The organism is Finegoldia magna ATCC 29328, from assembly GCF_000010185.1.
Lineage (GTDB): Bacteria > Bacillota > Clostridia > Tissierellales > Peptoniphilaceae > Finegoldia > Finegoldia magna_H.
Genome location: NC_010376.1, coordinates 493,096 through 508,633, shown reverse-complemented (window position 1 = coordinate 508,633; position 15,538 = coordinate 493,096). Strand labels below are relative to the sequence as shown.

At 31.4% G+C, this 15,538-nt stretch carries 15 protein-coding genes, 1 tRNA gene and 1 other RNA gene; 6 read left to right on the top strand and 11 right to left on the bottom strand.

What is annotated here, in order from left to right:
* Positions 1–10: 10 nt before the first annotated feature.
* From FMG_RS02385 to FMG_RS02355, 7 genes are read right to left on the bottom strand one after another with little or no spacing between them, the layout of a single operon-like run.
* Positions 11–238: a DUF951 domain-containing protein gene (locus FMG_RS02385; RefSeq protein WP_002838581.1), complete on the bottom strand. Its 228-nt coding sequence runs from the start codon at positions 236–238 to the stop codon at positions 11–13.
* Positions 228–1,067: a mechanosensitive ion channel family protein gene (locus FMG_RS02380; RefSeq protein WP_012290410.1), complete on the bottom strand. Its 840-nt coding sequence runs from the start codon at positions 1,065–1,067 to the stop codon at positions 228–230. The genes FMG_RS02385 and FMG_RS02380 overlap by 11 nt, the downstream gene beginning before the upstream one ends.
* A 3-nt stretch (positions 1,068–1,070) precedes the next feature.
* Positions 1,071–1,325 carry a DUF3343 domain-containing protein gene (locus FMG_RS02375; RefSeq protein ID WP_012290409.1) on the bottom strand — a complete coding sequence of 85 codons (255 nt, stop codon included), beginning with the start codon at positions 1,323–1,325 and terminating at the stop codon, positions 1,071–1,073.
* A complete protein-coding gene (gene yedF, locus FMG_RS02370; RefSeq protein WP_002838545.1) occupies positions 1,325–1,906 on the bottom strand; it encodes a sulfurtransferase-like selenium metabolism protein YedF in 582 nt (193 codons plus the stop codon). The genes FMG_RS02375 and yedF overlap by 1 nt, the downstream gene beginning before the upstream one ends.
* Before the next feature lie 2 nt (positions 1,907–1,908).
* Positions 1,909–2,871, bottom strand: a complete 963-nt coding sequence (locus FMG_RS02365) for a hypothetical protein (protein ID WP_012290408.1) — start codon at positions 2,869–2,871, stop codon at positions 1,909–1,911.
* Complete coding sequence (locus FMG_RS02360) at positions 2,864–4,402, bottom strand: ClC family H(+)/Cl(-) exchange transporter (RefSeq protein WP_012290407.1); 1,539 nt, start codon at positions 4,400–4,402, stop codon at positions 2,864–2,866. The genes FMG_RS02365 and FMG_RS02360 overlap by 8 nt, the downstream gene beginning before the upstream one ends.
* Positions 4,402–5,076, bottom strand: coding sequence for a hypothetical protein (locus FMG_RS02355; protein ID WP_012290406.1), 675 nt, complete (start codon positions 5,074–5,076; stop codon positions 4,402–4,404). The genes FMG_RS02360 and FMG_RS02355 overlap by 1 nt, the downstream gene beginning before the upstream one ends.
* A 123-nt stretch (positions 5,077–5,199) precedes the next feature.
* Between FMG_RS02355 and FMG_RS02350 the strand changes: the two genes are divergently transcribed.
* Together FMG_RS02350 and ftsH are read left to right on the top strand one after the other, a co-directional pair.
* Positions 5,200–5,637, top strand: coding sequence for a MarR family winged helix-turn-helix transcriptional regulator (locus FMG_RS02350; RefSeq protein WP_012290405.1), 438 nt, complete (start codon positions 5,200–5,202; stop codon positions 5,635–5,637).
* Positions 5,638–5,646: 9 nt separating this feature from the next.
* Positions 5,647–7,533 carry an ATP-dependent zinc metalloprotease FtsH gene (gene ftsH / locus FMG_RS02345; protein ID WP_002838569.1) on the top strand — a complete coding sequence of 629 codons (1,887 nt, stop codon included), beginning with the start codon at positions 5,647–5,649 and terminating at the stop codon, positions 7,531–7,533.
* A gap of 63 nt (positions 7,534–7,596) precedes the next feature.
* On the opposite strand, the gene FMG_RS02340 is transcribed toward ftsH, so the two are convergent.
* Genes FMG_RS02340 through FMG_RS02330 form a run of 3 tightly spaced genes read right to left on the bottom strand, consistent with a single transcriptional unit; the run spans position 7,597 to position 11,514 of the window.
* On the bottom strand, positions 7,597–8,379 hold the full coding sequence (locus FMG_RS02340) for an Mrp/NBP35 family ATP-binding protein (RefSeq protein ID WP_002838559.1): 783 nt from the start codon (positions 8,377–8,379) through the stop codon (positions 7,597–7,599).
* Between the two features lie 47 nt (positions 8,380–8,426).
* Complete coding sequence (locus FMG_RS02335; protein ID WP_012290404.1) at positions 8,427–10,613, bottom strand: RNA degradosome polyphosphate kinase; 2,187 nt, start codon at positions 10,611–10,613, stop codon at positions 8,427–8,429.
* A gap of 1 nt (position 10,614) precedes the next feature.
* On the bottom strand, positions 10,615–11,514 hold the full coding sequence (locus FMG_RS02330) for an ethanolamine ammonia-lyase reactivating factor EutA (protein WP_012290403.1): 900 nt from the start codon (positions 11,512–11,514) through the stop codon (positions 10,615–10,617).
* Between the two features lie 188 nt (positions 11,515–11,702).
* On the opposite strand from FMG_RS02330, the gene FMG_RS02325 reads away from it, so the two are divergent.
* The 3 genes from FMG_RS02325 to ffs all read left to right on the top strand — a co-directional run bounded on the left by FMG_RS02325 (position 11,703) and on the right by ffs (position 12,478).
* Positions 11,703–11,954: a GlsB/YeaQ/YmgE family stress response membrane protein gene (locus FMG_RS02325; protein WP_002837517.1), complete on the top strand. Its 252-nt coding sequence runs from the start codon at positions 11,703–11,705 to the stop codon at positions 11,952–11,954.
* A 170-nt stretch (positions 11,955–12,124) separates the two neighbouring features.
* Positions 12,125–12,215 (top strand) — tRNA-Ser (locus FMG_RS02320).
* Positions 12,215–12,478, top strand: an RNA gene (gene ffs / locus FMG_RS09535) — signal recognition particle sRNA large type. The genes FMG_RS02320 and ffs overlap by 1 nt, the downstream gene beginning before the upstream one ends.
* 242 nt (positions 12,479–12,720) lie before the next feature.
* Here ffs and FMG_RS02315 read toward each other — a convergent pair.
* Positions 12,721–14,112, bottom strand: a complete 1,392-nt coding sequence (locus tag FMG_RS02315) for an alanine/glycine:cation symporter family protein (RefSeq protein ID WP_012290402.1) — start codon at positions 14,110–14,112, stop codon at positions 12,721–12,723.
* A 441-nt stretch (positions 14,113–14,553) separates the two neighbouring features.
* On the opposite strand from FMG_RS02315, the gene trxB reads away from it, so the two are divergent.
* Positions 14,554–15,486 carry a thioredoxin-disulfide reductase gene (gene trxB / locus FMG_RS02310; protein ID WP_002837510.1) on the top strand — a complete coding sequence of 311 codons (933 nt, stop codon included), beginning with the start codon at positions 14,554–14,556 and terminating at the stop codon, positions 15,484–15,486.
* The last annotated feature ends 52 nt before the right edge of the window (positions 15,487–15,538 follow it).

Here is a 15,538-nt window from a genome sequence, read left to right as displayed (position 1 = left end):
CTATCTTTTTTTATTCGTCATCTTCTGGTTCGTAATGAACTATAGATACAAATTTGCCAGTTTTATCTTGAATTTTTCTGATTCTTTTGTTAAATTCTAACCTTGTAAGCCACACTATTTTATCGCATCCCAAGCATTTTAATTTAATATCTGCTCCAGTTCTCAAAATCTCCCATTTATTTTCGCCACATGGATGACCTTTTTTTAGTGTTACAATATCATTTACTTTATATTTCATTTTCATCACCTGCTACAAAATAACAATTCAAATCCATTGATTTTGATTTGGCTTTTTCTATGAATTTTTTAATAATTTCTCTTTGATACAAATATTGTGATTCTGGTTTGCAACTTCCCCAAATCGTAATAGTCATGGAGTTCTTGTCCATTTTGGTAACTCCAATTAATTCTGGTTTTTTTACAATATCTGAATACTTGTCTACCAATTCATTGGAAATTTCATTTACAATTTCTGCGTATTGATCCAAACTATATTTAATTGGAACTTCCATTTTAACTTCAATTCTTTGATTTTCTTTAGATAAATTAGTCACTGTGTTGATTTGACCGTTACTAATCAAATGAATAGCTCCGTCAAATCCTCTGATTTTTGTAACGCGAAGTCCCAATTCTTGAACATTTCCTTCAATTCCATTGATAATGACATGATCTGTCACTTTGAATTGATTTTCAAGAATTATTGCAAGCCCACTGATTACATCCCTGATTATAAATTGCGCACCAAAACCAATTGCAACCCCACCGATACCAGCAGTTGCCAATATTTTATCTGTTTTAACCCCGAATAAATCTAGGACATGAACTACACAGAAAAAATAAATCAAATATTTTATTGTATTGTTCAACAATTTGGTAACCGTGATTTGTCTTCCTTCGATGGAACTTCCTTTTTTCATTAATAATTTATCGAAGCTCGTAGTTAAAATGCTTACGACAACTTGCGTAAGCGCAATAATTAACAAGGACAATAAAATCTTGGCCAACAAATTTAGTTGGCCGGCTGAATTATAAAATATTTCGTTAAATTTTTGAATACTAAATAACATTAATTATTCTTTTACCTCATTCACAAAAATTACTCCATCTACTTTAAGATACGACCAAATCTTTGAGATTGGAAGTTCTTTTTTCAATGCTATCATTTCATCTTTTTTATCAGGATCTAACATAATCGCTAATCCACAACTTTCAGAAATTTCCCTTGGAGTAGGGATAGTTTTAATATCGTATCCCATACTCACAAGTTTACTTTCTGTCATCATTGTAAAATTAACTGATGTAAAAGTTAATAATATCTTTTCCATTATCTTATAATTACATTTCTGTCTGCTTTTGATAACGTATCGTAAATTACATACATGTTAGTAACTTCACCAACCAAAAGTTTTTCTTTTCTATCATAGAAGTCTAAGCAAGCTCCACAAGTCATAATCTTTGCGCCTTTTTCTTCGATTCTCTTCAAATCGTCGATAACTTCTGATCCTTCTGTTGTCAAATGAATTCCGTAGTTGAAGAATAAAAGTGTACTTGGAACTTCATCAGCTTCTGCAACAGAATAAATGTATGATTTAATAAGAGATTTACCGAGTTTTTCATCTCCATCACCCATTTTATCGGTTGAGAATGCTAATACTAAATTACCATTAGTTTCTTCAACCTTTTTTTGTGCTCCTTTTTCTTTTACAATAGTAGTTTCAAAACCATAATCAGTTTCTTCATAACTGAATTCAAAACCTTGACCATTAGCGTATTTTTGCAAATTTTCAACGCAGTACATGTCGTCAACTTGTGTTTTAACAGTACCTTCTTCTAATTCGTCAAATACATTTTTTGTCATAATAATTGGTCTTGGACAAACTTGTCCTCTTGCATCTACAATTTCCATAATTACCTAATCCTTTCTATTCTGTTATTAAATATTAAATAAAAATCATCTTCTCCTGTTATTGATTTAAGATCGGATGCTTTATATTCCACTAGTTTGGAATCCTCAAAGATAAAATACCCGTTTTGGTTATATAATATGCAGTTTTTATCATTCGAATAAATTTTTAGTGAATCGTCTATTTTAGATTGGCTCACCAAATTCAAATCTTTATCGTATATCAAAAGCTCTCCTGTTTTTGTAATAACATATACGTTGTTATCAGAAATGCCGACATTTTTTGTTCCATCAAAAGATTTTGATTTTATAATATTAGCCTTGTCAAAAACTTTGATATATCCATCAAACACAACAATCAAATTGTCCCCGACATATTTCATTCTAAAAATCGGCTTATCTACAAATATATTTTTGTAAAAAAGCCCTTTATCATCGTACATGTAAATCTTAGAGAAAATTCTTCCATCACGCTTTCCAATTGTGCTTAAAGCATAGTTTGATTTATTCGATGCTATCAGACTCGATACTTCATCTTTAAGATCAAAACTTTCCAAAACTTTCATATCACTCACAATTGAAAACTCATTTTCTAAATCGACAATAATGTGATCTTTGTTAGCAAAAATGTAATTTATATCTGATTTAAACGAAAGTTTCGAATTTATCTTTCCTTTTGTATTATATTGCAATAAATCCTTTTTATCAATCAAATAGAGAAATTTGCCATCAAAATAATAAGGTTTTTTATCGTCGTAATCCTTTTTTAAAATTAAATCCTCATTCTTATACATGAAAATTTTGTTATCGTAATGAGTTACTACGTAGTTTTTCTTCAAAACAGTGCTGTTTCCAGTATTAATAGTGTAGACATTTTTCTTAGAAAACATCATTACTACCAAGATACATACGAGAAGTGCAACTATCGCAAGCAATATATAGTTCAAGTTTTCTTTTATTTTATCCATTATTTTCTCCAAAAACTTCGAGAACTTTCATTCTAGTATCGTAAAGTTGTTCATCTTTTACTAAAACAGTGACAATATCTCCTGTTTTTAGTACGCTATCTCCATTTGGAACGTATTTTTCTCCATTTGAATCCACTTCAGCAATCAATGCATCTTTTGGAAAATCAATATCTTTGATTTTTTTGTTGGAAACACCATTATTATACCCAAGTTTTATATCGAACATTGTGAATTCGTCGTTTACACCATTCCCTTCGACTCTTTTATTCAACATTCTCTTCAACAAAATATCGTAAATTGGTTCGAAATCCAACGCCTTGCATATAAAATATGCCATGATTGAACAAAATGCCAGTCCCAATAAATGTGTCATGTTACCATTTAATTCCAATACCAAGACAACACTCAACAGTGGACTTCTAACAACAGCTGTTAAAACGCAAACCATAGCGAGAACAACAAAATTTGATAAATAAACATCTTGTACGAATCCAAACGCACTCATTAAATTAAAATAAAACAACCCAGTAATTCCACCTAATACTAAAACAGGCAAGAAAATACCACCTTGAGTTCCTGTTGCATAAGATGTCGATGTCATAAACATTTTGAACAATAAAAGTATTATCAAAACAAAAAATGAATTGTAATTGTGTGTTGCCATATTTTCTATGAAAGAATGTCCACCACCTAAAATATCTTTATAAAATAATCCAACAACTGAAACAAATGCAAAAAATATCGCAATTTTTATATCTTGTTCTAGCTTAATCTTTGCAAATATATCTTGGAAAAATGTTATTGAACAGTTGAATAATTTCCCAACAACAGAGCAAATAATTATCATTGGGAAAATCAACAAATAATATTTTGTAGGAAGAACATGTGTCATTCCAAAAGAAAACACTGGTTTTATTTTGAAAACCCAAACTGCAATAACATCTGCAATTACCGCTGCTGAAAAGCTAATTGCAACAACTTTTTTCGAGAAAGATTTATGAAGTTCTTCCAGTATAAACACAAGCCCAGAAATCGGCGCCGAGAATGCAGCCGAAAGCCCCGCCGCAGCTCCTGCAGTCAAGTACAATTTTTCTTCTGTTTTGCTTTTTCCAAATTTTTCAGAAAGCCACTTCGCACTGCTTGCTCCCAATTGTATTGATGGGCCTTCTCTTCCCAAAGAAAGTCCCACTAACGATGCAATCGCACCTCCAACAATTTTGGATACAGTAACTCTGAAACTATTTTGATTAAAAGCTCCAATAAGTTCTCCTTGAACTTGTGGAATACCACTACCACCCGATAATGGAGCCCATTTAAGTAATTTACTAACACAAATTCCAAGTACAAATGATACTGCAATAATCAAAATTGCTCTTGGAAAACTGTTGTTTGAGTAAATAGTATTTCTAACCACTTCTAATTTACTTAGCAAAAATCTGTAAAAAACAGCCAATCCACCTGAAAATACTCCTATGGATAAACTTGCTAAGAAAAGCGACATCGAAGATCCTATTTTAAACTTTTTATTCATTAAATAATCACGCTTTCTAAAAATTCTCTAAATCTGTCGATATTATATGTAACTGAAATATATGTATCAATTCCTTCGCCTTCTATCAAATTATTTTCTTCATCAATATTTATATTTGTTTGTGCGTAAATAAAATGATCTTTCTTGGAATATGCGTACAACAAGAACAAATCTTCTATTAATTTTTCTGATGATTCATCAAACATTTCATTCAAAATATCAGTATAATCATTTTTATTCAATGTATCATTAGTAATCATGAATACACTTTTTCCATTTAATACACTCAAATCACTTTCATTTGATTTGATGTATTTGTCATACATAAAAATATCATCTATTGACTGCAAAGTTTCGTTATTTTCCGCAAAAAATTCTGACAAATATTTCATATCTGAAAAATTAAGCAAGTCAATATTTTTAAAATCACCTAAAAATCTCGATAAAACAACATCATTTTCACTCATAAAATCTTTCAAAAATACAACTTCTACATCCCAATCCAAATTATCCATCAAGTCCAATACGTTGTTGTTAACATCGGATTCTATTGTTATCAAAGATATTTCAAAAATTTCTATATTATATAAAATTACAAGCATGTCCATAGCTTGTGTACTAGATTTAAAATTAACCCACAATTTTTTATAATCTTTTTTATTAAAATTTTCCATAATTTAAATTTATCTCCATAATTTCTATATATTTAACATATATACTGTAATCAGTGGATAACCACTTATGTGTATTTTATTATATCAAAATACATAATATTTTAAAAATTAAATGGAGGAAGTATGGATTACAATTTAATAAACACAGAATTATCTCAATTATTGAGAGAAACTTATCGTAAAACAGACGCTTTATTAGCACCAATTTCAGATAAATACGGATTGACTATTATGAAAGTTAAAACTTTATTTGAATTAGGAAAAAACGACGATTTAACTATTGGTGATATCGGAGTGTTAGTTGGTATGGCAGGAGGAAACATTTCTAACTTGTGTAAAGCATTAGAAAAAGAAGGATATGTTTCAAGAAAAAGATCTGAAAAAGACGAAAGAATTGTTACTGTTCGTTTAACAGAAAAAGGCAAGGAAATTATCGAAAACATAGTTAACGAAATTTCTGAAAAATACAAAAAACAAATTAAATTAACTAACGAAGAATACAACAGTATTATTAAAAGCTTGAATTTATTGAACGAAAAATTGAACGTTGAATTAATGTAGTGGCACAATATGAAAGAAAACAAGCAATCTAAGAAAAAGATAATAATTTATTATCTTATAGCTATAGTTCTTTATGCTGTGGTTGCCGGCTTACTTTTCCCTACTTTTTCAAAAACAAAAGAAGAAGAAGTTCCTTATAATAAATTTGTCGAAATGCTCGATAAAGGAGAAGTTAAAGAGGTAAAAATATTAGATACTCACATCAATTTCAAAGCTAAGAACCAAAACAACGTTATATACAAAGCAGGCTTGATTAGAGACGAAAAATTAGTGGATCGTCTATTGGACAGTAAAGTTCAATTTTCAAGTGATATTCCTAGTAAATATGCTCCGCTTTTATCAATTTTCTTGCAATTTGTTTTACCATTTATAATAATATTTGGTTTCTTGCAATTAGCAATGAGCCAAGCTACTAAAAAAATGGGCGGCAATGCATTACAATTTGGTAAGAGCAATGCAAAAATTTACGTTGAAAGTCAAACTGGAAAGAAATTTACAGATGTTGCCGGTCAAGAAGAAGCCAAGGATGCTTTACTAGAAGTTGTAGATTTCTTGCACGATCCAAAAAGATACAACGAAATTGGTGCCGTGTTACCAAAAGGAGTTTTGTTAGTAGGACCTCCTGGAACTGGTAAGACTTTGCTTGCACAAGCTGTCGCTGGCGAAGCAAAAGTTCCATTCTTTTCAATGAGTGGTTCAGAATTCGTTGAAATGTTTGTCGGATTGGGAGCTAGCAAGGTTCGTGATTTATTCAAACAAGCAGCAGATAAAGCTCCTTGTATTGTATTCATAGACGAAATCGATGCTATCGGTAAGAGACGTGATACTGCAGGAATTTCTGGTAATGATGAAAGAGAACAAACTCTTAACCAATTGTTAAATGAAATGGACGGTTTTGACGGAAATTCTGGAGTAGTAATATTAGCTGCCACTAATAGACCAGAAATTTTGGATCCAGCACTTACTAGACCTGGTAGATTTGACAGACAAATTCCTGTTGAACTTCCAGATTTACAAGGACGTATCGATATTCTTAAAGTTCACGCTCGTAAAATCAAAATCGAAAAAGATATGGATTACAAGGCAGTTGCTTTGATGACAGCAGGTACAAGTGGTGCTCAATTGGCAAACATAGTCAATGAAGCTGCACTAAGAGCTGTAAGAATGGGAAGAAATATCGTAACACAAGAAGATTTGATAGAATCTGTTGAAGTTGTAATTGCCGGCCAACAAAGAAAAGGCACAGTTATAACTCCAAAAGAAAAAGAACTTATAGCTTATCACGAAGTAGGACACGCATTAGTTGCTGCAATGCAATCACATTCCGCTCCTGTTACTAAGATTACAATTATTCCTAGAACAAGCGGTGCGTTGGGCTACACAATGCAAGTAGATCAAGAAGAAAAATTTCTCATGAGTAAAGAAGAACTATTTAACATGATAGTTACATTAACAGGAGGAAGAAGTGCAGAAGAAGTTGTGTTTAACACAAGAACTACTGGCGCTTCAAATGATATAGAAAAAGCTACAAAAATCGCTCGTGCAATGGTCACTCAATATGGTATGACTGATGAGTTCGATATGATGAGTTTGGAAACTACAAATTCTAAATATCTTGGCGGCGGTAATACATTAGCTGCAAGTGATCACAAAGCAGGACAAATCGATAATAAAGTCGAATCGATTATAAAATCCGCTCACGAAAAAGCTAGAAATATTTTAACCGAGAACATCGATAAACTTCACGAAATTTCAAAATTCTTGTTAGAAAAAGAAACCATAACTGGAGAAGAATTCATGGAAATTCTTAACCTTGAAGATGAAAAGAAACCTGAAACAGATGAAAATTCTGTAAAAAAAGAAGAAGTAGACGATACTACAGTTAGCGATTTATAAAAACAAAAACATTCTCTATTTTGAGTAATACTCAAATTTAGAGAATGTTTTTTTGTTTGTAATTTATAAAGTTTCTATTTTCTTTGTAATATTTTCCAAATAATTTGTGTCAACGTCACTTATTTTTCCAGTTTCAGTTAATTTTGAAATTTCTGGATTAATTGGAAGTTTACAAACTGTATCTATATTTTCTTCTTGTGCAATTTTATCAACAGTACTTGTTCCGAAAACTTCTATGTGTTTTCCGCAATCTGGACATTCCAAGTAACTCATATTTTCAACTAATCCTATTACTTTCTTGCCCATCATTTTTGCCATGTGCAATGCTTTTTTTACAATTATTTCTACAAGTCCTGATGGAGACATTGCAACAACTATCCCTTTGATTGGTATTGATTGGAACACAGTCAATGGTACATCACCAGTTCCTGGTGGCATATCCACGAATAAATAATCTAAATCTCCCCAATTTACATCTTGATAAAATTGTTTAACAACTCCAGCGATTACAGGTCCTCTCCAAATTACTGCATCATCATCTTTTGGAAGCATCAAATTCATTGATATAACTTTAATTCCATTAGATGTTGTAACAGGATTGATGTGACCTTCAGAATCAGCTGTTGCCTTTTCAGTTAATCCAAAATATTTTGGTATAGATGGTCCCGTAATATCTCCATCCATGATACCAACTTTATATCCTTTTTTTGCCATTTCGTTTGCCAATAAACAAGTGACAAGGCTTTTTCCTACCCCACCTTTACCACTCACTATTCCAACGATGTTTTTTATATTACTTCCTGTGTTTGATTCAATCAAAAAATTAGGAACTTTTCTTTCTGTCATAATTTCACCCCATTAAAAATTATACCTAAATATTCTCACATAATTTATTAATGTGTCAAGTTTTTAAAGAAATTCTTAATTTTGTCGAATACAGTTATCCTTTTATTATCATTATTATCTGGATTTATAGTTTTATTAGAATGTGAGCTAATAACTCTATTATCATCTGATTGCAAATTTCTTTTTACGGAATTTTCTTTTGCAATATCTATTAGAATTTCTTGTGAGTTTTTATTTTCAGTATTTTCAACCTTAGAATATGATTTATCAGAATTTAGTTTTCTTATTTTCGTATCATCGGCAAACATTATATCCATAAAATTTAATATTCTGTGCTTAATGTAATCATCATAGATTGGAACTGCAACTTCCACTCTTTTTCTGATATTTCTAGTCATAAAATCTGCAGAAGAAATGTAAAGTTTACAGTTTTCGGCCTTACCAAATTGATAAATTCTATGATGTTCCAAAAACCTTCCAACAACTTGATAAACATTTATATTTTCAGTCTTGTCTTTTATTCCTGGAACCAAACAGCAAATTCCTCTCACCATCAAATCAATCTTTACTCCTTTACAAGAAGCTTTGGATAATTTGTCGATAAGTTTTCTATCAGAAATAGAGTTCATTTTAATTCTTATATAACCATCTTCGGATACTTTTGCTTTTTCAATTTGCTCATCGATTAATTTATCTAGTCCAACTTGCATAGAATGAGGACTCACCATCAAATGCTTGTATTCACCATCAATTTTTCCCAACAAGAAATTATCGAAAAGTTCCTTCGCATCTTCCCCAATCTCTTGTCTCGTTGTCATATAAGAAAAATCAGTGTAGAGTTTCGATGTTTTTTCGTTATAATTTCCCGTACCCACTTGTGTAATATAAGAAATCTTTTCATCTTTAATCTTGGTAATCAAACAAACTTTTGAATGGCACTTGTAGTGATCAAATCCGTAAATTATTCTACAACCAGCATTTTCTAATCTCGATGACCACAAAATATTATTTTCTTCATCAAATCTAGCTCTCAATTCCATAAGAACCACAACCTCTTTGCCATTCTCAGCAGCCTTTATCAAGGCTTTAGTGATTTCAGAATCTTTAGCCAATCTATAAATTGTAATCTTGATGGAAACTACCGACTCATCTTCTGCAGCCTCATTCAAAAGTCTAATAAATGGATCAATTGATTCATAAGGAAATGATAGGAACAAATCTTTATCGTAAACTTGTTCTATAACTGATTTTTCTTTTGAAATCATCGAAGATTCTTGTGGAGAAAAATCCTCATAAGTATACTTTTTAATTACATTCTTTGGCATATCATACACTAAATCAAACAAAAATCCACATCTCATAGGACTTTTAGTTACAAACATACGATGCTCTGTCAAATTCAGGTTTTTCAACAAGAATTCCCTTGTTTCTTCATTAGGATATTCGTTGATTTCAAGTCTTACAGGTCTAAGTCTTTTTCTGAGTTTAATCATCTTTTTCATGTATGATCTGTAATCATCATCAAATTCCAAATCCTCATCGTCATATTCTATATCTGCATTTCGAGTTACAGACAATATGTACTTTGATGTACAATCGTAGTTATCAAATATTTCTTGACCAAATTCTCTAATGATATCTTCAATAAGCACAACTTTTGTGTCAGATAATTTTACATATCTTTTTATTTTATCCGGTACTTGAATAAGTCCCATAAATTGCTTTTTGTTTTTCGATTGAGATGTTAATTGAAATAAAACCACAATTGCAAGGTTTGGAATTTGTGGAAAAGGATGAACTCTATCTACTATTTGAAAACTCAATATAGGAGCAATGGTAGAGTTAAAATAATAATAAACAAGTCTTTTTTCTTTATCATCTAATTCATTAACTCTACAAATACTTACATTTTCTTCTTGTAAATCTTGCTTCAAATCCTCATACACAGTATCTTTTTTCTCATACAACCTTTTAGATTCATCCATAATGCAATCAATCTGTTCTTGGGTGCTCATAAGAGTTTTGTTGTCAATGACCTTTTTTTTCATATCATTGATATCTGTTAGACTTCCAACTCTTACCATGAAAAATTCTTCAAAATTAGTATCAAATATAGAAAAAAACTTAACTCTTTCAAATAATTCTACACTTTTATCTGCTGCTTCCTCAAGCACTCTTTCATTAAATTTTAACCATGATAATTCCCTATTTTGGGTGAATGAAATATCGTTCATTTTATCCCCTTTCTAATATCTTACTGTAAACGAATCCTTCTCTAATACCAGTCATACTAACTCTTATAATGTCTGCGTAGAAATATTTTGCAATTCTATACAAAATTATCATTCCTGGAATCAATGTGTGAATTCTATCAGCCTTAACTTTCAAAATCAATTTCATCTTTGCTCTGTTTTCCATATTTATAAGAGTATTAATGAGATTTTTCAAACCATCCATAGTAATAATTACATTACCAGCTTCCTTGTCATAATATTCATTGTAAAGTTTAAGGCATGCTCTCGCACTTCCACCAACAGCACACACAAGATCGTGTTGAACTCTGTTGAGATTATTAGAAGCAAGCATCAACTTTATATCATCTTCCAATAATTTTTTCTCATCTTTAGTAATGAATAATCCTCTTGCAAAATTATCAAAAGCAACTAGTGAACCTATATTCAAACTAGAAGTCTTCACAACTTTTCCCTGCTCAAATACTACAATCTCACTGCTTCCACCACCAATATCAGTCAATATACCGCTTTGAGAATCGATTCCAGATCCTAAAAAAGATAACTTTGCTTCCTCTTCTCCGCTAATAAGTTCAATGTCTATTCCTACTTCTGTTCGAACTCTTTCAATGATTTCTCGTCTATTACAAGAATTTCTAATGGATGCAGTAGCGATTGCATATGTTTTTGAAATATCTTCAAAATTTGAAATCAAATTCTTAAATTCTTTTAGTGTATTAATCAACTTTTGAATCCCATGTTCGTTCATCATCCCTTTTTCTATGAATGATGCCAGTGAAGCACTTGATTTTTCGTTAAAAAGATTCTTAACTTCATCTCCTATAACTTTATAAACCGATAATCTAATTGTATTTGATCCTATATCAATGACTGCATAAATCATAAAAACACCTCTTTAGTTTAATTTTACTATATTTTATCAGTTAAATTGTCAAATTTACAATAATTTTTCGTTTAATTTACATTATTTTTACAAAAAATGTCAAAAATTTGTTAAAAATGTTTATAATTTAAATCATACGGGTATAAATACATTGTAATAAATTAGAATACTTTAAGGAGGTATTATATATGGGAATTATTTCATGGATTATAGTAGGAGCATTAGCAGGATGGATAGGATCTAAAATTACTGGTAACGATGCAAACATGGGAGCAGGTGCTAACATTCTTTGCGGAATTGTCGGAGCTACAATCGGTGGCTGGGTAATGAGTATTATCGGAAAAAGTGGAGTAAATGGATTCAACCTTTACAGCATTTTAGTTGCAATTTTAGGTTCAGTAATTTTACTATCTATTATTAACAAAATTAAAAAGAAATAATCAATTTGATTTTATGTAGTATGTCTTTTTCGACATACTACTTTTTTGTTGAAAAATTTTATTCAAAACATCCATTTTCTTTCAAATTTATCATCAAAAATCTACAATTATAAATAATGTAAAAATTTGACAAATGTTAATTATCATATTATAATTTAACAATATGATATGGAGAGTTGTCCGAGTTGGCCGAAGGAGCATGATTGGAAATCATGTAAACATTAACGTGTTTCAAGGGTTCAAATCCCTTACTCTCCGCCATGCACTAGATGGGGAATTAGCGATGCCCTGTTACCTGCAATCGCTACAGCAGGATCGAATTCCCGAGCGAGGGATTAAAAGTGTTGGTATGAACTTAAAAAGTGGTGTTGAGAAGTGGGTCTCACGCAACAGGAACCTGTGAACCTGGTCAGGATCGGAAGGTAGCAGCCATAAGCAGTCATTCCTGTGTGATGTGAGGGTGCCTATTTTGAGCTAACTAGTAGGGATCGCCTCCGCTTTTTCTAACAGACTCGGGTGTGCTTACATATTTACCAGACTTTTCTGGTATTTTTTTTTTGCAATTTTTTAGTTTATTTATGGTTTCAAATCCCGATTTCTAAATAATTTCTATTAATTTTATATGCATTTTCCCTATTAAATTTATATTACTTTCCAATAAATCAAATTCAATTTTTCATGAATCGTATTTAAAATGCTTTTAAACAAATAAAAAGCACCACTTTCGTGATGCTTTTTATCTCTTATAAATAAATCTTGACTTATTTTATAATGAACCTTCTTTACCATTTGTTTCATAATGTAAAGTCATATTCTTAACGTGTTTATGAAGCATAATGATAGCGATAATGTTTGGTATAACCATTAGTGAGTTTGTTAAGTCAGCTGTGTTCCATACTAAGTCTACTTCTTGTAAAGAACCTGCAATGATACATAACAATACTAAAATTCTGTAAGGCCACAAACCTTTATGACCGAATAAGAATCTGATGTTTGTTTCACCGAAGTAATACCAACCAACTATAGTTGTAAATGCGAAGAATCCTAATGCAACCGCAAGTAAAATTGTACCAGTAGGTCCAAAAGCTCTAGTAAAAGCTTCTTGAGTAACTAATGCACCATTAAGACTTTTATCTGTCCAAGCTTCTGTAACTAAAATCATTAATGCTGTTACTGTACAAATAACGATAGTATCTATGAATACACCAACCATAGCTGTGTAACCTTGTAATACAGGGTGAGCTACATTAGCTGTAGCGTGAGCGTGTGGTGTAGAACCCATACCAGCTTCGTTAGAGAATAATCCTCTACCAACACCTTTAGCTGCTGCCATTTTAATTGTAATACCTAATGCACCACCAAGAGCTGCTTCTGGATTGAAAGCTGCTTCAAATATAAGTTTGAATGCTGGAATAATGTGAGCGTGGAATTTAACCATCATTATAATTGCAGCTATTATATAAACTAATGCCATGAAAGGAACTACTAATTGAGCAAAGTTTGCAATTCTCTTAATACCACCAATGAATACTCCACCGGCTAATACTGCAACTACAATACCTACAATAATAGGATTAAGTTTACCACCAGTAGCTGCTACAACACTTGTTGCAATTGAGTTTGATTGAACTATGTTACCTACGAATCCTAATGCAATTACGATTAAAATCGCAAATGCTGTTGACATCACTTTTGCTAATCCAGGATGTTTTGGTCCAATACCATTTTTAATGTAGTATGCAGGACCTCCGACGAAGTTGCCTTCATCGTCTTTTTCTCTAAATTTTTGTGCTAAAACTGCTTCGGCGTAGATTGTAGCCATACCTAGTATTGCTGCTAACCACATCCAGAATATTGCTCCTGGACCACCTGCCATGATAGCTGTTGCAACCCCTGCAACGTTTCCAGTACCTACTTGAGCTGCTATAGCTACTGCTAATGCTTGGAAAGAAGATACTCCTTCGTCTCCAGATTTCTTTTCTTTTGAGAAAACTCCTCCAAAAGTTTGTTTAAATGCTGCGCCTAATTTTCTAAATTGAACACCTTTTGAATAGATTGTGTAGAAAATACCGCAACCTAAAAGTGCAATTAATAAAATATTATTACTTAGAAAACTGTTAATGGCCACTATGGTATCGTTCAATACTTTTTGATCCATAATATTTCCTCCTTAAATTTTTTGAGATACTTGAAAACCTTTATTGTGATTAAAATATGATACAACAAATCTTCTCTCAAATTTGTTTATGTCAAGCATTTTTTGTTTTATATCCTGGATTATTAAATAAAATTAATGCGAATGCTTGACTTAAGTAACCCTAACCAAATCACTTATGAAAATCTTTTCATATCTCTTACTATTATTATACTATGTTTTTTTTAAAAATCAACAACTTTACTAAATTTTTTGTTATTTTGTAAATATTTTTTGTTTTATTGTAAACTAATTGCTATATTACGCTAATGTTTGAATTGTTACATTTTTGTCATAATTAGTTTTTTCTTCCAAAAAACTGCTTAATAGTGATTTTTTTGATTATTTGTGATATTATTATTTATAGAGTTCTTACTCAAAAGAAATTTTAAGGAGTGAATTTACATGTATGATTTAATTATTATTGGTGCTGGTCCTGCTGGTTTATCAGCTGGTTTATACGCTGCACGTGCTAAGATGAACACATTGATAGTTGAAAAAGAAAAAACTGGTGGTCAAATCACTACTACTGATTCTATTGAAAACTATCCAGGTGGAATCGTTGGAGAATCTGGTCCAAGCTTAATCAAAAAAATGGCTGACCAAATCGACAACTTTGGTCTTGAAATTAGAAGAGCAGATGTTGTAGACGTTGACTTTTCAGACAAAGTTAAAAAACTTACATTAAAAAATGGAGATGTATTAGAAGCTAAAGCTGTTATTATTGCAACTGGTGCTGCTCCAAGAAAATTAGGATGCCCTGGTGAAAAAGAATTCACTGGTAAAGGTGTATCTTACTGTGCAACTTGCGACGCAGATTTCTTTACTGACTTAGAAGTATTCGTTGTTGGTAGTGGTAACTCTGCTGTCGAAGAAGCTACTTACTTAACAAAATTCGCTAGAAAAGTTACTCTTTTAGTTAGAGGCGATCACTTAAAATGTGATAAAACTGCTGAAGATGAAGCAAAAGCTTGCGATAACTTATCAATGAGATTCAACACTTCTATTAAAGAAATTAAAGGTGAAGGAATCTTGGAATCAATCGTTATGGTTGACAAAGAATCTGGTAAAGAAGAAGAATATCACTGTGACGAAGATGACGGAACAATGGGTGTATTCGTATTCGTAGGTACTATTCCTTACTCTGATGTATTCAAAGGCAAGATTGAATTAGACGAATATGGATATATTTTAGGCGATGAAGAAATGCACACTAACGTTGAAGGCGTTTATGTAGCTGGTGATGTTAGACAAAAAACTCTACGTCAAGTAGTTACTGCTGCAGCTGACGGTGCTATCGCTGCTACTCAAGCTGAAAAATACGTAGATAAATTCTAATTTTCATTTATTGAGATTTTCTATAAAAGAATTGCAAATTTCCACTGTGAAA